Genomic DNA, 17451 nt, shown 5'->3' with positions numbered 1-17451 from the left:
GGTCAACAGGTCAACCGCGCGGCCTTGTGTTCCTCATCGCGCCGGCCTAACGTTCAGCGCATCCCCACAGCCGTCGATGCGCTTCGACCGGAGGACGAGATGGTCACCATCGCCGACGTCGCCCGCGACGCGGGGGTGTCGCCGAGCACCGTCTCCTATGTGCTGTCCGGCAAGCGCTCCATCTCCGCCGAGACCCGGCGCAGGGTGGAGGCCAGCATCCGCAGGCTCGGCTACCACCCGCACGCCGGGGCCCGCGCGCTGGCCAGCAGCCGCACCAACGTGCTGGCCCTGGTCGTGCCGCTGCGCGCGGACATCCACGTCCCGGTCGTGATGAGGTTCGTGACCTCGGTGGTGACCAACGCCCGCGCGCACAACCACGACGTCCTGCTGCTGACCAACGACGAGGGCCCCGACGGCCTGCGCCGGGTGGCCGCCTCGGCCATCGCCGACGCGATCCTGGTGATGGACGTGGAGGCCCACGAGCCCCGCGTGCCCGTGCTGCAGTCGCTGCGCAGGCCGGTGGTGCTCATCGGCGTCCCCGACGACCCGGCCGATCTGTCCTGTGTGGACCTGGACTTCACGGCGGCGGCGGTCCGCTGCGTCACGCACCTGGCCGACCTGGGGCACAACGAGATCGCGCTGGTCGGCCCGTCGCCCGCGGTCTACGAGCGGGGCACCAGCTTCGCCGGGCGGTTCCTGCGCGGCTACACCACCGCCGCCCACGAGCGCGGCATGCGGGCCACCAGCCACGCGTGCGCGCCGACCTACGACGCCGTGCGCGACTGCGTCGACAAGGTGTTCGCCGACCAGCCCGACGTCACCGGGCTGGTGGTCCACAACGAGGCCGTGCTCGGCACGCTGCTGGCCGAGGTGGCCCGCCGCGGCCTGCGGGTGCCCGCCGACCTGTCGGTCGTGGCCGTGTGCCCGCAGGACATGGCCGCCAACCACGCCATCCCACTGACCACAGTGGCCATACCGTCCGACGACGTCGGCCGGATCGCGGTGGAGATGGCGATGCGCAGGCTCGACGGGGCGGGGTCGGCCGAGGTCCGGCTGCTCTCCCCCCGCCTCACCCCCGGCGAGAGCACCGCGCGCAGGCGCTGACCTGTGGGGACGGTAGGTGCCGCCGGGTCGCTATCGAAGCGCTTCGACAGAGAGGGCAGACCATGAGCAGAGTCGCTCGACGCCTGGCCGTCGCCGCGGCCGCGGTGCTGGCCGCGGGCTGCGGTTCCGACACCGGCGACGCAGGCGCCACCGAGATCACCGCGCTGGACTACTACGCCGACCAGCAGGGCAGCGCGGCTTGGCAGCAGGTGCTCGACACCTGCGCCAGGGAGACCGGCATCGCGATCAGCCGCCAGACCGTGCCGACCGACCAGATGCTGCCCAAGATCCTCAAGGACGCCGCCGCGCGCACCCTGCCCGACCTGGTCTTCACCGACAATCCGACCCTGCAGCAGGTCGCCGCCACCGGCGCGCTCACCCCGCTCACCGACTACGGCATCGCCACCGACGGCTACTTCCCGAGCATCGTCAAGGCCGGGACGTACCAGGACAAGGTGTATGGCCTGGCGCCCGGCGTGAACAACCTCGCCCTGATCTACAACAAGAAGATCCTGCGGGACGCCGGAATCCAGCCGCCGGCCACCTGGGACGAGCTCCAGGCCGCCGCCGCGAAGCTGAGCGGGGACGGCAAGTACGGCCTGGCGTTCTCCGCCGTCCCCTCCGAGGAGGGCACCTGGCAGTTCCTGCCGTTCTTCTGGAGTAACGGCGCTGAACTGTCCCAATTGGACTCACCGAACGCCGTTGAGGCACTGCGGTTCGTGACCGGGCTGGTGGCAGGCGGGTCGGCGTCGAAGTCGGTGGTCACCTGGAACCAGAACGACGTCGCCGACCAGTTCGTCTCCGGCAACGCCGCGATGATGGTCAACGGCTCGTGGAACCTCGCCCGCCTCGACGAGACCGCCGGGCTGGACTACGGCGTCGTCCCGATCCCCACCCCGGTGGCGGGCGGCGCGCCGGTCGTGGCCCTCGGCGGCGAGGTCGGCGCAATCCCGGCCACCGGCGAGCAGCGCCAGCAGGCCGCGGCCAAGGTGCTGACCTGCATCCTGGCCGAGCCGAACATGCTGGCCTGGGACAAGTCCCACGCCTACATCCCCTCCAAAGTGGACATCGCGAAGACCTACGGCCAGGAGAACCCGGCGCTGGAGCCGTTCGTCGCCCAGGTCGAGACCGCCCGCTCCCGCACGGCCGAGCTGGGGGAGGGCTACCCGAAGGTGTCCCAGGCCCTCGCGGACGCCCTGCAGTCGGCGCTGACCGGCAAGCAGAGCCCGGAGGAGGCCCTGCGCACCGCCCAGCAGCGGGCGAGCGGGCAGTGACGACGCGCGGGCAGCGCTGGGCGGCGCTGGCGTTCCTGCTGCCCGCGCTGGCCTACATCCTGCTGTTCTTCGGCTATCCGCTGGCGAACAACATCTCGATGAGCTTGCGCGACTACACCGTGCGCACCTTCTACACCGGCGAGGCGCCCTTCGTCGGGCTGGACAACTACGCCGCCGTCTTCGCCGACTCCCGCTTCACCGACGCGCTGCTCAACACCGCGGTGTTCACCGGCGCCTCGATCCTGTTCCAGTTCACGATCGGGCTGGCGCTGGCGGTGTTCTTCGCCCGGCGGTTCCCCGCGAGCGGCCTGCTGCGCTCGCTGCTGATCCTGCCGTGGCTGCTGCCGCTGGTCGTCAGCGGCGCGGTGTGGCGGTGGATGCTCGACCAGGACCACGGCGTGGTCAACGCGGCCCTGCGCGCGCTGGGCCTGGCCGACGGGCCCACGCCGTGGCTGACCGACCCGGGGTGGGCGCTGCCCGCGGTGATCATCGTCAACGTCTGGATCGGCATTCCGTTCAACCTGCTGATCCTGCACGGCGGCATCCGGGCGATCCCGGCGACGCTGTACGAGGCCGCGGCGCTGGACGGGGCGGGCGCGTGGGGCCGGTTCCGGCACGTCACGTGGCCGCTGCTGCGCCCGGTCACCGCTGTGGTGCTGATGCTCGGGCTGGTCTACACGGTGAAGGTGTTCGACGTGATCATGGTCGTCACCGGCGGCGGCCCGGCCGACGCCACCCAGACCCTGACCACCTGGGCCTACCGGCTCTCCTTCGACGGCGACTTCGCCTTCGGCCAGGGCGCCGCGGTCGGCAACGTCCTGGTGCTCATCGCCACCGTCTTCGGCCTGCTGTACCTGCGCGGTTGGCGGGAGACCCAGTGAATGTCCCAGTGAAGGCCCCCATGAACATCAAGGCGAAGGACCTGGCGCGCACCGGGATCGGTGTCGCCATCGTCGCGGTGCTGCTGTTCCCGCTGTACTGGATGGTGAACGCCTCGCTGCAGCCGAGCGGGGCCCTGCTGAGCCCCGACCCGGCCTGGCTGCCGGTCAACGGCACCCTCGACGGCTACGCCAAGGCGCTGTCCACCCAGGGCGGGCACCTGGTGGCCAGCCTCGTCGTCGCGCTCGGCACCGTGGTGGTCTCGCTGCTGATCGCCATGCCCGCGGCGTACGCCCTGGCGCAGCTGCGGGTCCGCGGCGCCCAGCCGGTCGTCTTCGCCCTGCTGATCGCGCAGATGATCCCCGGCATCGTCATGGCGAACACGCTCTACGCGGTGTTCAGCGACCTCGGCCTGGTCGACAACTACCTGGGCCTGGTGCTCGCCGACTCCACGGCCACCATCCCGTTCGCCATCCTGGTGCTGCGCGCGTTCATGCTGTCCATCCCGCGCGAGCTGTCGGAGGCGGCCCGCGTCGACGGGGCCGGGCACCTGCGCACGTTCACCGCGGTGATCATCCCGGTGAGCCGCAACGCCATGGTCACCGCGGGGCTGTTCTCCTTCCTGTTCGCGTGGGCGGACTTCCTGTTCGCGATCACCCTCACCACCGGCCGCTCGGTCGAGCCGATCACCGTCGGCATCTACCGGTTCATCGGCAACCAGAGCGCGGACTGGAACGCCATCCTCGCCACCGCGGTGCTGGCCTCGGTCCCGGCCGCGATCCTGCTGGTCATCGCCCAGCGCTACGTCGTGGCCGGGGTGACCGGCGGCGCCGTCAAGGAATGACCCTCACCCAAGGAGCGTTGATGATCGAATGCCGCGACGGCGTGCTGGAGGTCCGGGTCCGCCACGAGGTGATCCGGGTCCGGGCCTGGGGCGCCGACAGCCTGCGCGTGCAGGTGGGCAGGCACCGGATCGCCGAGGACGTGCCCGGCGCGCTCGTCGCCGCCAAGCCGTCCGAAGTGGACGTCGAGACCGGGCCGGAGGTGGGCCGCATCACCAATGGCGCGCTGACCGGTGTCGTGGAGCTGGTCGACACCGACACCGGCGTCGTGCCGGTGCTGTCCTTCCAGCTCGACGGCGTCGAGCTGCTCGCCGAGCGGCGGGCGCACTTCTGGTGGCCGGGGCCGCGCCAGCGCCAGGAGCACGGCGGCGGGTACGCCCGGCTGGAGCAGTGCTTCCAGTCCTATGAGGGAGAACGGCTCTACGGCCTCGGCCAGCACGCCCACGGGCGCCTCGATCAGAAGGGCATGGTGCTCGACCTGGTCCAGCGCAACGGCGAGGTCTCCATCCCGTTCCTGCTGTCCAGCCGCGGCTACGGTCTCCTGTGGAACCTGCCCGCCGTCGGCCGGGTCGAGCTGGCCGAGAACGGCACCCGCTGGGTCGCCGACTCCGCCCGCCAGCTCGACTACTGGATCACCGCGGGCACTCCCGCGCGGATCATGTCCCGCTACGCCGAGGCCACCGGGCACCCGCCGATGCTGCCGGAGTGGGCCGGGGGGTTCTGGCAGTCCAAACTGCGCTACCGCGACCAGGAGGAACTGCTCGCGGTGGCCAGGGAGCACCACCGCCGCGGGCTGCCGCTGTCGGTCATCGTGGCCGACTTCTTCCACTGGACCCATCTCGGCGACTGGCGGTTCGACCCCGCCCAGTGGCCTGACCCGGACGCCATGATCGCCGAACTCGACGAGCTGGGCGTGAAGCTGATGGTGTCGGTGTGGCCGTCGGTGAGCCCGCTGAGCGAGAACTTTCCCGCCATGCGCGAGCAGGGCCTGCTCGTCGGCGTCGACAACGGCGTGCCGGTGCACGCGCCCTGGCACGACAAGGGTTTCCAGACCGAGACCCCGGTCGCGTTCTACGACCCGACCAACCCCGCCGCCCGCGAGTTCGTGTGGGACGCCGTCAAGCGCAACTATTACGACAAGGGCGTGCGCGCGTTCTGGCTGGACGCCTGCGAGCCGGAACTCCAGCCCGGCCACCCGCACAACCTCTCCTTCCACGCCGGACCCGGCGCCGAGGTCGCCAACCTCTACCCGATGGCAGGCGCGCAGACCTTCCACGCCCCCGACACGGTCCTGCTCTGCCGCTCGGCGTGGGCGGGCAGCCAGCGCTACGGCGCGGCGCTGTGGTCCGGCGACATCCCGGCGACCTGGGACTCGCTGCACGCCCAGGTGCGCGCCGGGCTGAACGTCGCGATGTCGGGCATCCCCTGGTGGACCACCGACATCGGCGGCTTCCACGGCGGGGACCCCGACTCTGCCGACTACCGCGAGCTGATGGTCCGCTGGTTCCAGTACGGCGCGTTCTGCCCGCTGTTCCGGCTGCACGGCCTGCGCGAGCCGAGGATGCCCTTCGGCCCGGACATGACCGGCGGTCCCAACGAGGTCTGGAGCTACGGGGAGGAGGCGCTGGCCCTCATCGCCGACACCCTGCGCCTGCGCGAGCGGCTGCGGCCCTACCTCATGGCCCAGATGCGCGCCGCCCACGAGCAGGGCACCCCGCCGATGCGCCCGCTGTTCCACGACTTCCCGGACGACGAGGGCGCGTGGGCGGTGGACGACGCGTTCCTGCTCGGCCCCGACCTGCTGGTGGCCCCGGTCCTGACGCCCGGTACCACCTCGCGCCCGGTCTACCTGCCCGCCCCGGCGACGTGGACCGATCCCTGGACCGGCGAAACCCATCCCGGCGGGACGACGGTGCGCGCCGCGGCGCCGCTCGACCGGGTGCCGGTGTTCCTCCGCGACGGCGCCGCCCTGCCGATCACCGGTCGGTGACGGCCCGGTCCGCCCGGATGACGACCAGCTCCTCGTCGGTGTCCTCGGGGGTGAGCAGTCCCGCGTGGACGAGCGCCGCGGCCCGTCCACGCAGGACCGGGCCGAACGGCTCGCGCGCGCGGGCCACCACGGCGGCCTTGAGGCCCAGCTCGCGCAGCTCGGCCAGGCTCTGGGTGATCCCGCACAGCGCCGAGTGCACCATCAGCATGGTGCCGCCGGGGACGAGCAGGTCGCGGGCGGACGCGCACAGCCGGTCCAGGATGGCGCGGCCGTCGGGCCCGCCCTCCCAGGCGCGGGCGGGCCCGTGCGCCTCGGCGTCGACGACCGAGGGGACGTACGGCGGGTTGGCCAGGACCACGTCGAAGCTGCGGCCCGCCGCGCGGGTGAGCGCGTCACCGCGCAGGACCCGCACGGGTGATCGGTGGACCCAGGCGTTGAGCCGCGCGGTCAGCACCGCGCGGCGGGCGACGTCGATGGCGGTGACCGTCTTGGCCCCCGCGCGGGCCGCGGTCAGGGCGACCACCCCGGTGCCGGTGCCGATGTCGAGCACGTGCCCCGCGGTCGGCAGGTTGGCGTCGTGGAAGGCCGCGCACAGCAGGCGGGTATCACCTTGGGGGCGGTAGACGCCCGGCATCCGTAGCAGCATGGCCCGAGAATGCCCGGGGCGGTGCCGGGTAAACCTGTCAGGACTCGACCTTGCGGCAGGGCCGGTGGCTGGTGTCGCACAACGGATACAGGGCGCTGCGCCTGCACTGGCACAGGGCCGTCACCATCCGCGTCGAGCGGGCGGTCCGCCCGTCGGCGCCGGTGACCTCGACGGGTCCGTCCACCAGGATCGGTCCGCGCCGCGTGATCCGGATGCGCGTGGGTCGCTCTGCCATGGCGGAGTAGTACCTCGGGCCCGCTTGGCGTAACCCTGTCGGGTGCTGGGTATCCCCCGGAGTCGAAAGGGGAGTTCCATGAGTTTGACCGCGGTGGCCACGCGCCTGCCTGCGGCCCGGGGTCCGCTCTCGGAGTACGTGCGCGACGTGCTCAGCGGACCGGTGCGCGCCCTGTCCCCGCCCCATGTGGACGCCGACCCGCACGGCGAGGACCTGACCCTCGCCCTGCACCTGTGCTACGAACTGCACTACCAGGGCTTCCCCGGCGTCGACCCGGAGTGGGAGTGGCACCCGGACCTGCTGCGGCTGCGCGCGGGCATGGAGGCGGTGTTCCTCGACGCGCTGCGCGCGGAGTCCGCGGGCGGCGACCTCGACGAGGTGCTGGGAGAGTTGCTTGTGGAGGATACGCCCGGCCGCGGGGTCTCCCACTTCCTTGCCGAGCACGGCACCGACGAGCACGTGCGGGAGTACTTCATCCACCGCTCGATCTACCACCTCAAGGAGGCCGACCCGCACGCCTGGGTCATCCCGCGCCTGCGCGGCAAGGCCAAGGCCGCGCTGGTCGCGGTGGAGTTCGACGAATACGGCGGCGGCCGCGCCGAGGACATGCACTCCCGGCTCTACGCCGACCTGCTCGCCGAGTCCGGGCTGTCCACTGAGTACCTGCACTACCTCGACGCCGTGCCCGCGCCGCCGATCGCCGCGGTCAACATGATGTCGCTGTTCGGATTGCACCGGTCACTGCGGGCGGCGATGGTCGGGCACTTCGCCGCCGCCGAGATCGGCACCCCGCCGAGCGCCGCGCGCATCCTCACCGCCCTGGACCGACTCGGCGCGGGACCCGCCACCCGGCGCTTCTTCGCCGAGCACGTCGAGGCCGACGCCGTCCACGAGCAGATCATGCGCCACGACGTCATCGGCGACCTGGTCGCGAACGAGCCGGAGCAGACCGCGACGGTGGTGCTCGGCATCCAGGCCACCGGGCTGCTGGAGGCCCGCCAGTCCGAGCACCTGCTGTCGTCGTGGGAAGCCGGGCGGACCTCCCTGCGCGCCTGAGCAGGTTTGCTCACGTCCGGTCCGTGGTAACGCGGAGGTATGCGAATCGTGGTCGTGGGCGGGTCCGGGAGCGTCGGCACGGCGCTGCTGGACGTCGCGGCGGTGCGCGGCCACCAGTTGGTCGGGATCTCCCGCCGGACCCCGGACCCCGCCCCGCCGTACGCCGACGTCGAGTGGCACAGCATCGACATCGCCACCCCGGAGGCGTTCACCGCCCTGACCGAGGCGTTCGCGGGCGCCGACGCCGTCGTCCACGCCGCGTGGGCGATCCAGCCCAGCCACGCGCGTGCCGACCTGCACCGCATCAACGTCTCGGGTACCGCCACCGTGCTCGACGCCCTGGCCGTGGCGGGCGTGCCGCATCTGGTGTACCTGTCCTCGGTCGGCGCGTACGCCCCGAAGGACCGCGGCGGCCCGGTCGCCGAGACGTGGCCGACGACCGGCGTGCCCACCTCGGACTACAGCCGCGACAAGGCGGAGGTCGAGGCCGCCCTGGACCGCTTCGAGGCGGCCCGGCCGCACATCGCGGTGACCCGCCTGCGGCCCGCGCTGGTGCTCCAGCGCCGGTCGGCCTCAGAGGTGCGCCGCTACTTCGCGGGCACCCTGGCGCCGCGGGCGCTGTGGCAGCTGGTGCGCTCGGGGCGGTTGCCCGTCCTGCCCTTGCCGTCTGGGCTGGCGATCCAGTTCGTGCACGCCGCCGACGTGGCCACCGCCGCGCTGGCCGCCATCGACCGGCAGTACCGGGGCGCGCTCAACCTGGCCGCCGACCCGGTGATGGACACCGGCGCGCTGGCCGCCGCGGTCGGCGCGCGCCCGCTGAGGCTCTCACCGCGCGCCATGCGGGCGGTGATGGCGGCGGCGTGGCGGGCCCGGCTGCTGCCGACCCCGCCCAGCTGGCTCGACCTGGCCATGGCCACGCCGCTGATGTCGGCCGAGCGCGCGCACGCCGACCTGGGCTGGACCCCGCGCTGGACCGCCACGGAGACCTTCGGCGACCTGCTCGCCGGCATGGCCGGGGGCGACGGCGTGCCCGCCAGCCCACCGCTGCGCCCCGTCGACTGAACCCGGCCCGCGCCGCGCGTGGCGGCTGTTCCCACGCATGAAGACCCCTGTGGACATTCCCGGCATTGGCGCGCATTCGCACGCCATTGTCCCGTCCGTCTGAACTTGGCGGGACGAGGTGCTGTGACCTGCGGTCCGCCAAGTAGGTCCGGACAACCGGTCATCGGGTTTGTCCGGACCTACTTGGCGGATTCGGTGTCCCTCCCCGTACGGTCACGGGCGCGGTGTCGACCTGTTCTGCCTTCCCGCTGTTCGTCGGGAGCCCTTCACCCTCTTAGCCTGCGGGCGCCTCGATCGTGGATCTACTCCAGACCGTTGACGCAGTAGCTGAGGCTGCGGTAACAGGTCCGTTCCACGAGGTTCCTTTCGATGGCGCCGTCCATGTAGGTCATGTAGATCCAGATGTTGTCGGCCCCGCCGACGACGTTCGCGTCAAGGGTGAAAGAGGCCGTCCCCGTCCTGTCGCACCAGAGGCTGGTGCTCTTGAAATCCAGCGTGGTACTGCCTTTGAACGCCTTCACGTAGATTCGCCTGCAGTTGCTGGCTTTGAACGTCCCGGTGACGCCGACCGACCGGTTGTACCAGGTGGCCGTGCCGTTGTAGTAGCTCGCCGTGTACGGGAGTGCGAAGGTGCTGGTGGGGTAGTCGGCCGCGGCGGGCGCGGCCGTGAAGACCATCCCGGCGACCGACGCCACCGCGGCCAGGACCGCACCGACCTTCCTCGTGCGTCGCTTCGCCATCGTCTTGTCCTTCATCATGGTTCTCCCCCCGTTGTCCGATCCGAAGCGGAACCGCGACAGAACACGCGCGGGATGCAGGACCGGTATGGCCGATGTGAGCGATCAGCCCACGGTCCCCCATCGTTCCAGCAGTTTGTGGTGGGCCACCAGCGACCAATGTGGTGACGTCTGCCCTGGTAACGGCGGTTGGTTGCGCTGACGTACTTCGAGTGGCACCGATGGGGCCGGATGAGAGAAACCCGCTGGTTCCAGTCCGCAGGCCATCAGCCCCGCCAACCAGCATCCGCGCGTAGCCGCACCTGCGTGCCCGCGAGCCCGACCACCAGGTGCTCGTCGCCGTCGAACGTGACCCGGTCGCCGACCCGCAGAACCGCCCCCGCAGATGTCACCGGCCGACTTCCTCGGCCCTGACCACGACCTCCGGGTGCAGCGGACGGTCCAGGTCGGCGTGCAACGCGCGGCGCCAGAGCAGGTGGAACAGCACCGGCAGCACCGCGGTCGGATCGCCGACCTCCTCGGCGCCGTCGAGCAACCCGGTCGGCGCGGCGAACGCCGCGCGCAGCGCGGCTGTGACGTCATCGAGCTGGTGGCGGGGATGCCGGTAGCCGGCCAGCCAGCGCACATTCGCCAGCAGCGCCTCCGGCGGTGCCCCAACCACCTCGTAGCGCCGGCCCGGCGCCTCGCAGGCCTCGGCCGTCGCATCAAACGCCACCTGGTCGCGTGGCTTGATCCGGTCCGCCGCACGACGTCGAGCACCAGCCATTAGTTGACGTTGGGCCACTGGTCGGGCCACTATGAACACACGTTCATGAACGAGTGTTCATTAGGAGGATGTCGTGACCGGGTTCGTCAACACCGCGCAGGAGCAGGCGTGGAACGGGTACGAGGGCAGGCACTGGGCCACCCACGCCGACCGCTACGACGCGGTCAACAGCGGTTTCAACCGGTTCCTGCTCGACGCCGTCGGCGCGGGGGACCGGGTGCTGGACCTGGGCTGCGGGAACGGCCAGCTGACCCGGCTGGCCGCCGGAGCGGCCCGGCACGCGACCGGCATCGACCTGTCCGAGCCCATGCTGGCCACGGCCACCGCCCGCGCCGCGGCGGCCGGGGTGTCCACCGTGGCCTTCGTCCGGGGTGACGTGCAGGTCCATCCCTTTGACCGGCACGCGTACGACATCGCGTTGAGCCGGTTCGGGGTCATGTTCTACGCCGACCCGGTGGCCGCCTTCGCCAACGTGCGCCGCGCCCTGCGCCCCGGCGGGCGGCTGGCGTTCCTGTGCATGACCTCGATGGTGGGCACCGACCTCGGCGCCGTGTTCGGCGCGCTGGCCGCGCACCTGCCAGAGCCCACCGGCGCGGACGGGACCGGGCCCACCTCCCTCGCCGACCCCGAGCGGACCCGGGCCGTGCTGACCGACGCCGGGTTCACCGGCATCCGTTGCGAGCACGTCGAAGCCGACCAGGTGTGGGGCAGCGACGCCGCCGACGCCGCCGAGTTCATCGCCGGGTGGGGGCCGGTCCGCCACCACATGGAGTTGGCCGGACCCGACGCCGCCGCGCGGGCCAGGGCCGCGCTCGACGACGCGCTGCTCCCGTTCGCCACCAATGCGGGCGTCCGCCTGCGTGGCACCGCCTGGCTGGTCACCGCGCACCACTGAACGCGCACCACTAAAGTGGCCGCGATGGCACCGAGAAAAGCCGCGGTCCTGCGCCACGATGAGCGGAGCCTGCGCGAGCACCTGATCGCCACCGCCGAGCGGCTCATCGCCACGGTGGGCACGGCGGGACTGACCGTCCGGGCGATCGCCCGCGAGGCGGGCGTGGCGGATGGCGTGCTGTACAACCATTTCGCCGACAAGGAAGAACTGCTCGCCAACGCCCTGCACGCGCACGTCCGCACCGTGGAACTGGCCCTGCCCGCGCTCCCCGAGCCGGGCGCGGGCGAGGTGGAGGCGAACCTGCGCGCGCACCTCGCTCACGGCCTGGCCATGCACCGCGCCATCCTGCCCGCGTTCACCGGGCTGGTCGCCCTGCCCGCCGTGCTCACCCGCTTCGCCGAACTCGGCGGTGACGGGGAGAACTGGCGCGACCGCCTCACCGCGTACCTGCGCGCCGAGCGGGACCTGGGCAGGCTCGCCCCGCGCGCGGAGGTGGACGCGGTGGCGGCCCTGCTCGTCGGCGTCTGCCACGACACGGTGCTGTCCACCATGTTCCCGTTCCCCACCGCGCGTCCCGTCTCCGTCGAGGCCGTCATCGCGACGGTCGTGCGCGGGATCGGGAACTAGCGGTAACTAAGCGGCGGGGACGATCCGGGCGCGCTCGGTGTGGACGGCCGCGTGGAACCAGGCGACCAGGGCGCGCAGGTCGTGGGCGAGGCCGAATTCCGAGGTGCCCGCCATGACGACGCGTCCCGCGCGGGCGTTGGACGCGGCGGTGGTGTCGGGGACGGTGTCGCCGACGGACAGGGTGGTCTGCAGGGCGACGACGCCGGGGCGGGCGCGGACCTCGTCCGGGGTCGGCATGGCGGTGATCCGGCCGGGCGGGGCGGTCAGCTGGACCCAGCCGAACGGGCGGGGGTCGACCGCGGGCGCGAGCGCGCTCGGGCGGCCCAGGATCGCGCGCACCCACTCGTCGTAGAGGTCGACGCCGAACTTGGCCCGGGTGGTCTCCAGGACCATGCCGCCGCCGATGCGTCCCGCGCACTCGCTGAAGGCCAGGCGCCCGCCGTCGTCGAACAGTTCCAGGTGGAACACGCCGTCGGTGTGGCCCAAGGCGCTGAGCGCGCGCCCGGTGAGGCGGTGGACCTCGGCGTAGAGGTCGGCCTGCGTGGACGGGTCCACCGTCACCGAGCCCACCAGGCCGCCGTGCTGGATCTCGATGACGTTCTGCAGGTACCGCGACACCCCGGCGAAGAGCACAGTGCCGCCGCGCACCACGCCGTCGACGTGCAGCTCGGTGCCGGACATGAACTCCTCGACCAGCCAGGGACCAGGCCGGCCGGACGCGGCGATCTGCCGGGTGACCAGCTCCAGCGACCACCGGTCGCGGACGGCGAAGGTGAGCTTGGTGCTGCTGCCCGCCAGCGGCTTCACCACGCACGGCAGGTCGGTCTCGGCCAGCTCCTCGATCCTGGTGATGGTCCGGCAGCGGGCCACCGGCAGGCCCGCCTCCCGGACAAGGGCCTTCTGCACCGCCTTGTCCCGCAGCGCGACCGCGGTGGGCACCGGCAGGCCGGGGCGGCCGTACGCGGCGGCGAGCACGGCGGCGGGCACCAGGCACTCCTCGTGCTCGCTGGTGACCACCGCGAACGCCGCCGGATCGATCCCCTCGCGCAGCAGGGCCGCGACGACGTCGTCGAGCCGCTCGGGATCGGGGACGACCACGACGCGGCCCGGGGCGTCGGCGTCGGCCGGTCCGACCACGAAGGTGGTGTCGCACCCGTGCCTCGCGAGGGCGTCGGCGGTCTCGGCCCACCAGCCCAGATAGAGGACCTCCATTGGCAACCAGCCTCCCCAGCGGCGATATCCTTGATCAGTCTGGGCACGCGGGCACGCACGGGCCAACCCCTGGCGGGTGATCGAGCACGAGCGGAGAGCGTCCACTCAGCACTCTCGGAGACGACCCCGTCACGCACCGCGTCCTAGCCTGGCATGGCTGTGCAGCCGAGCCAACCGGAGTGCCGATGTCGAACACCCTTCGTGGGTTGATCCCGCTCCTCGGCTACGCCGTGCTCATAGCGGGAACCGACGTCTACGCGGGCCACCAGCTCCAGTCCCTCAACCCGATCACGGTCGGGGCGATCTCGTTCACGCTGGCGGGGGTGTGGTTCCTCGGCCTGGACTCGGTGAAACACGGGCTCAGGACGGCCCTGCGTCCGATGAGGACACACCGCGGTGACGTCATCGCCATCAACATCATGACCGCGGGCGCCTGGCTCACCCTGCTCTACGCGCTGAAGATGCTCGAACCCGCGGTGGTCAACGTCGTCGCGTTCGCCATCGGCCCGGTGCTGACAGTGCTGCTGGGGCCCTTGCTGCGCAAGGGAAGCACCGTCCTGCGCGCCGAGGTGCTGGTGGCCGTCGGCGTCGTGGCGGCGCTGGCCCTGCTGAGCTGGGGCTCGGTCAGCGGCAACAGCGGGGTCGGCGACATCGACACCGGCCAGGCCGTGCTCGGCCTGGCGCTGGGCTTCGCCTGCGGCGTGGCCTGCGTGGGCAGCGTGATCTACTCCAAGCGGCTCAGCGACCACGGCCTCACCCCGCTGTCCTCCCTGTCCGTGCGCTTCTTCCTGATGATCGTGGTGAGCTGGGCACTGGTGGCGACCTCCGACGAGCCGGGCATCGGCCCGGCGTTCCTGCCCGCGGCGCTCATCGCCGTGATCGGCGTCGCGCTGCCCAGCTACCTCGGCCAGCTCGGGATCAAGTACGTCGAGCCGATCACCGCGTCCCTCGTGGACACCCTCTCACCGGTCTTCGCGTTCCTCCTGCAACTGCTCGACGGGCGGCTCACCCCCTCCGCGCTGACGCTGGCCTGCATCCTGGCCATCACGGTGCTGGTCGGGATCGGGGTGGTGGCCCGCAGCAGGCACGAGACGCGTACCGCGGCCCTGCCGCCCCCGCTGCCCATCGCCACACCGGTGGAAAGCGCCCCCGCGGTCGACCGCGTCGCCTAGGAGCCGAAGCCATGCGCAACGTCGTCGTCGTCGACCACACCGGCCGTGGCCACGCCTACGCCGACCTGTTCGTCCGCACCGACCCGGACGTGACCGTCCACCTGGCACCCGGGTGCGGCGCCATCACCGAGGACCGGATCATCCCGGTGGCCGGGGTGGACATCTACAACCCCGGCCCGACCGTGGCCTACGCCCGCGAGATCGGGGCCGACCTCGCCCTCGTCGCCCACCCGCGGCCGCTGACCGAGGGCTTCGTCGACGCCTTCCGGGCCGCGGGCATCCCCGCCATCGGCCCGGACCGCGCCGCCGCCCGGCTGGAGTCCAGCAAGCTGTTCACCAAGCGGCTCTGCGACAAGTACGGCATCGCCACCGCCGGGTACCGCTACTTCGAGAGCCCCGGGCCCGCCATCGATTACGTCCGCTCGGCGGGCAGGCCGCTGGTCATCAAGGGCAACGAGTCGTGCCAGGGCAACGGCGTCTTCGTCTGCGACACCGCCGAGGAGGCCGTCACCGCCGTCGAGCGCCTGATGGTGACCCGGGACTTCGGCCCCGGCGGCGACTCGATCATCGTCGAGGAGAAGCTGCTCGGCCGGGAGCTGCTGTTCTTCGCCCTGGTCGGCGGCGCGCACCACCTGATGCTGCCGATGGCGGTGGACTACCCCCGCTCCGACGACGGCAACCAGGGCGTCATGTGCGGCGGGATGGGCGCGTTCTCCCCGAGCCCGGACGACACCGCCGGGCAGGTCGAGCGGTTCGAGCGGCAGATGATGCGCCCGCTGCTGGCCGCGATGACCGCGGAGGGCATCCACTACACCGGCGTGATCTACCTGGGCTGCATGCTCGACGGCGACCAGCTCTCCCTCATCGAGATCAACGCCAGGATGGGCGACCCGGAGGCCGAGGTGGTCTTCCCCCGCCTGAGCGACAACTTCACCGAGGTCTGCCAGGCCATCGTGGACGACCGCCTCGACCGGCTCCCGCCGCTGACGGTCACCGACGAGTACTTCGTCAACGTCGTGGCCAGCCAGGGCCCGCTCCGGGAGTACCGCGACGGCGTGCTCGTCGGGTCCACCCCCGGCTGGCCCTACGGCGAATACGCGCGCGGGCAGCCGATCACCGGCATCGACCAGGTCGACCCCGGCCGCTGCCGGGTGTTCCACGGCGCCGTGCGGACCCGGCCGGACGGCCAGGTGGTCACCGACGGCGGCAAGTGCCTGAACCTGGTCGGTCGCGGCCCCACCCTGGAGGACGCCGCCGAGCAGGCGTACCGGGGCATCGCCGAGATCGACTTCCCCGGCATCCGCTACCGCACCGACATCGGGAAGGCCATGCCATGGGACTAGGCGGGCCGTCACTGCGCTGGGAGTCGGGCACAGTCGTCGCGGTGGACCAGTGCGCGCTGCCGCACGAGTACCGCGAGCTGCGCCTGGGCACGGTCGACGAGGTCATCGACGCGATCATCCGCCTGGCCATCCGCGGCGCCCCGGCCATCGGCGTCGCGGGCGCGCTGGCGGTGGCCCTCTCGGCCGCCGCGCACACCCGCGACGGCCGCTGCGACGAGGTCGCGGTGCGCGCCGACGCGCACCGCGTCGAGGGCGCCCGGCCCACCGCGGTGAACCTGAGCTGGGCGGTCCGCCGCGTGCTGGCCCGGCTGGGCGAGGGCGCCGACGGGGTGCTCGCCGAGGCGCTGGCGATCCTGGCCGAGGACGAGCGGCGCAACCGCGCCGCCGCCGACCACGCCGCCGACCTGGTGCTGCGCTGCTGCGGGCCGGGCCCGCTGCGGCTGCTGACGCACTGCAACACCGGCAGGCTGGCCACCGTGGCGTGGGGGACGGCGCTGGGCACGATCCGGACGCTGGCGGCGGGCGGGCACGTCGCCGAGGTGCTGTTCGGGGAGACCCGGCCCCTGCTGCAGGGCGCCCGGCTCACCGCGTGGGAGCTGGCCGAGGCGGGCATCCCGCACCGGCTCTGCGTCGACTCGGCGGGCGCGTTCGCCCTGGCCGCCGGGATGGTCGACTGCGTGCTGGTGGGCGCGGACCGGGTGTGCGCCAACAACGACGTGGCGAACAAGATCGGCACCTACCCGCTGGCGCTGGCCGCCCGGCGCGCGGGCGTGCCGTTCATCGTGGTGGCGCCGATGTCCACCGTGGACCTCTCGCTGGCCTCGGGCGCGGACATCGTGATCGAGGAGCGGGCCGCCGCCGAGGTCACCGCGTTCGGGGGCGTCTCGGTGGCCCCCGAGGGCACGGCGGTGTTCAACCCGGCCTTCGACGTGACCCCCGGGGACCTGGTGAGCGCCGTGGTCACCGAGGACGGCGTGCTCGAACCCCTGCTCAGCCGGGAGGCGTCGTGAGCGGGGAGGCGCTGGCCGCCATGTCGGCGCAGCTCTACGCGCGGGGCTGGATGGAGGGCACCGCGGGCAACATCTCCGTCCGCCTGCCGGACCCGGGCACCGCGCTGATCACCGCCAGCGGGCTGAGCAAAGGCGCGCTGACCGCCGAGGACGTGGTCGCGGTGGGGATCGCCGACGCGCGGGCGCTGAGCCCGCACAGCCCGCGCCCGTCGGCGGAGACCTGCATCCACACCGCGCTGTACCGGCTCTTCCCCGACGCGGGCGCGGTCGTGCACGCGCACCCGTTCCACACCACGCTGATGGCGTCACTGGCCGCCCGCGCGGGCGACGACGAGGTGCGGTTCACCGATTTCGAGATCATCAAGGGGCTCGGGACGGCCGACCCGGCGAAGGTGGCGGTGCCGCTGTTCGCCAACCACGCCGACGTGCCCCGCATCGCCGCCGACGTCACCGCCCGGTTGGGCCAGGACAGCCCGCCCGCCCTGCTGATCGGCTGGCACGGCGCGACGACCTGGGGGCCGACGCTGGAGGTCGCCCGCAACCGCATGGAGTGCCTTGAGACGCTGTGCGCGCTCCAGCTCGCCATCGCCGACCGTTAGGA

General features: G+C 72.4%; 19 protein-coding genes. 13 read left to right on the top strand and 6 right to left on the bottom strand.

All coding sequences use genetic code 11. From position 1 onward, the window contains the following. Window positions 1-99 precede the first annotated feature (99 nt). The 5 genes from ACTG9Q_RS23325 to ACTG9Q_RS23305 all read left to right on the top strand — a co-directional run bounded on the left by ACTG9Q_RS23325 (window position 100) and on the right by ACTG9Q_RS23305 (window position 6089). Entirely contained in the window at window positions 100-1104 is a 1005-nt protein-coding gene (locus ACTG9Q_RS23325) for a LacI family DNA-binding transcriptional regulator (RefSeq protein WP_455574989.1), read from the top strand. A 62-nt stretch (window positions 1105-1166) separates the two neighbouring features. Beyond that, on the top strand, window positions 1167-2378 hold the full coding sequence (locus ACTG9Q_RS23320) for a sugar ABC transporter substrate-binding protein (RefSeq protein WP_455574988.1): 1212 nt from the start codon (window positions 1167-1169) through the stop codon (window positions 2376-2378). Continuing rightward, window positions 2375-3259: a carbohydrate ABC transporter permease gene (locus tag ACTG9Q_RS23315; RefSeq protein WP_455574987.1), complete on the top strand. Its 885-nt coding sequence runs from the start codon at window positions 2375-2377 to the stop codon at window positions 3257-3259. Before ACTG9Q_RS23320 ends, ACTG9Q_RS23315 begins: the two co-directional genes overlap by 4 nt. A gap of 20 nt (window positions 3260-3279) precedes the next feature. Beyond that, window positions 3280-4101 (top strand): carbohydrate ABC transporter permease, encoded by an 822-nt coding sequence (locus ACTG9Q_RS23310; RefSeq protein ID WP_455574986.1) that lies wholly within the window; start codon window positions 3280-3282, stop codon window positions 4099-4101. Window positions 4102-4121: 20 nt separating this feature from the next. Beyond that, the gene (locus ACTG9Q_RS23305) at window positions 4122-6089 is read left to right on the top strand and encodes a glycoside hydrolase family 31 protein (RefSeq protein WP_455574985.1); all 1968 of its coding nucleotides are present in this window, start codon (window positions 4122-4124) and stop codon (window positions 6087-6089) included. Here the strand turns inward: ACTG9Q_RS23305 and ACTG9Q_RS23300 are convergent. Further along, entirely contained in the window at window positions 6076-6735 is a 660-nt protein-coding gene (locus ACTG9Q_RS23300) for a HemK2/MTQ2 family protein methyltransferase (protein WP_455574984.1), read from the bottom strand. The genes ACTG9Q_RS23305 and ACTG9Q_RS23300 overlap by 14 nt on opposite strands. Before the next feature lie 37 nt (window positions 6736-6772). Continuing rightward, complete coding sequence (locus ACTG9Q_RS23295) at window positions 6773-6970, bottom strand: CDGSH iron-sulfur domain-containing protein (protein ID WP_455574983.1); 198 nt, start codon at window positions 6968-6970, stop codon at window positions 6773-6775. A gap of 78 nt (window positions 6971-7048) precedes the next feature. On the opposite strand from ACTG9Q_RS23295, the gene ACTG9Q_RS23290 reads away from it, so the two are divergent. Then, window positions 7049-8026 (top strand): iron-containing redox enzyme family protein, encoded by a 978-nt coding sequence (locus ACTG9Q_RS23290; protein ID WP_455574982.1) that lies wholly within the window; start codon window positions 7049-7051, stop codon window positions 8024-8026. Between the two features lie 39 nt (window positions 8027-8065). Continuing rightward, window positions 8066-9088 carry an NAD-dependent epimerase/dehydratase family protein gene (locus ACTG9Q_RS23285; protein WP_455574981.1) on the top strand — a complete coding sequence of 341 codons (1023 nt, stop codon included), beginning with the start codon at window positions 8066-8068 and terminating at the stop codon, window positions 9086-9088. A 302-nt stretch (window positions 9089-9390) separates the two neighbouring features. Here the strand turns inward: ACTG9Q_RS23285 and ACTG9Q_RS23280 are convergent, their stop codons facing one another. The 3 genes from ACTG9Q_RS23280 to ACTG9Q_RS23270 form a co-directional block, all read right to left on the bottom strand. Further along, window positions 9391-9846 carry a hypothetical protein gene (locus ACTG9Q_RS23280; protein ID WP_455574980.1) on the bottom strand — a complete coding sequence of 152 codons (456 nt, stop codon included), beginning with the start codon at window positions 9844-9846 and terminating at the stop codon, window positions 9391-9393. A gap of 245 nt (window positions 9847-10091) precedes the next feature. Beyond that, the gene (locus ACTG9Q_RS23275) at window positions 10092-10217 is read right to left on the bottom strand and encodes a hypothetical protein (RefSeq protein WP_455574979.1); all 126 of its coding nucleotides are present in this window, start codon (window positions 10215-10217) and stop codon (window positions 10092-10094) included. Next, window positions 10214-10591 carry a TnsA-like heteromeric transposase endonuclease subunit gene (locus tag ACTG9Q_RS23270; RefSeq protein WP_455574978.1) on the bottom strand — a complete coding sequence of 126 codons (378 nt, stop codon included), beginning with the start codon at window positions 10589-10591 and terminating at the stop codon, window positions 10214-10216. The genes ACTG9Q_RS23275 and ACTG9Q_RS23270 overlap by 4 nt, the downstream gene beginning before the upstream one ends. A 73-nt stretch (window positions 10592-10664) precedes the next feature. Here ACTG9Q_RS23270 and ACTG9Q_RS23265 point away from each other — a divergent pair, with 73 nt between their 5' ends. Together ACTG9Q_RS23265 and ACTG9Q_RS23260 are read left to right on the top strand one after the other, a co-directional pair. After that, window positions 10665-11486 carry a class I SAM-dependent methyltransferase gene (locus ACTG9Q_RS23265; protein ID WP_455574977.1) on the top strand — a complete coding sequence of 274 codons (822 nt, stop codon included), beginning with the start codon at window positions 10665-10667 and terminating at the stop codon, window positions 11484-11486. Window positions 11487-11510: 24 nt separating this feature from the next. After that, window positions 11511-12113, top strand: a complete 603-nt coding sequence (locus tag ACTG9Q_RS23260; RefSeq protein WP_455574976.1) for a TetR/AcrR family transcriptional regulator — start codon at window positions 11511-11513, stop codon at window positions 12111-12113. Window positions 12114-12119: 6 nt separating this feature from the next. Here ACTG9Q_RS23260 and ACTG9Q_RS23255 read toward each other — a convergent pair whose 3' ends face one another. Next, window positions 12120-13325, bottom strand: coding sequence for an ATP-grasp domain-containing protein (locus ACTG9Q_RS23255; protein ID WP_455574975.1), 1206 nt, complete (start codon window positions 13323-13325; stop codon window positions 12120-12122). Between the two features lie 206 nt (window positions 13326-13531). Here ACTG9Q_RS23255 and ACTG9Q_RS23250 point away from each other — a divergent pair, with 206 nt between their 5' ends. The 4 genes from ACTG9Q_RS23250 to mtnB are packed head-to-tail and all read left to right on the top strand — an operon-like array spanning window position 13532 to window position 17449. Further along, window positions 13532-14497: an EamA family transporter gene (locus ACTG9Q_RS23250; RefSeq protein ID WP_455574974.1), complete on the top strand. Its 966-nt coding sequence runs from the start codon at window positions 13532-13534 to the stop codon at window positions 14495-14497. Between the two features lie 11 nt (window positions 14498-14508). Further along, window positions 14509-15840: a phosphoribosylamine--glycine ligase gene (purD, locus tag ACTG9Q_RS23245; RefSeq protein WP_455574973.1), complete on the top strand. Its 1332-nt coding sequence runs from the start codon at window positions 14509-14511 to the stop codon at window positions 15838-15840. After that, entirely contained in the window at window positions 15831-16850 is a 1020-nt protein-coding gene (gene mtnA, locus ACTG9Q_RS23240) for an S-methyl-5-thioribose-1-phosphate isomerase (protein ID WP_455574972.1), read from the top strand. The genes purD and mtnA overlap by 10 nt, the downstream gene beginning before the upstream one ends. Beyond that, entirely contained in the window at window positions 16847-17449 is a 603-nt protein-coding gene (mtnB, locus tag ACTG9Q_RS23235) for a methylthioribulose 1-phosphate dehydratase (protein WP_455574971.1), read from the top strand. Before mtnA ends, mtnB begins: the two co-directional genes overlap by 4 nt. Window positions 17450-17451: the final 2 nt, after the last annotated feature.

The organism is Actinokineospora lacus, from assembly GCF_053813445.1.
The sequence above is the reverse complement of the archived record's forward strand: the minus strand, read 5'-3'. Positions and strand labels throughout refer to the sequence as shown.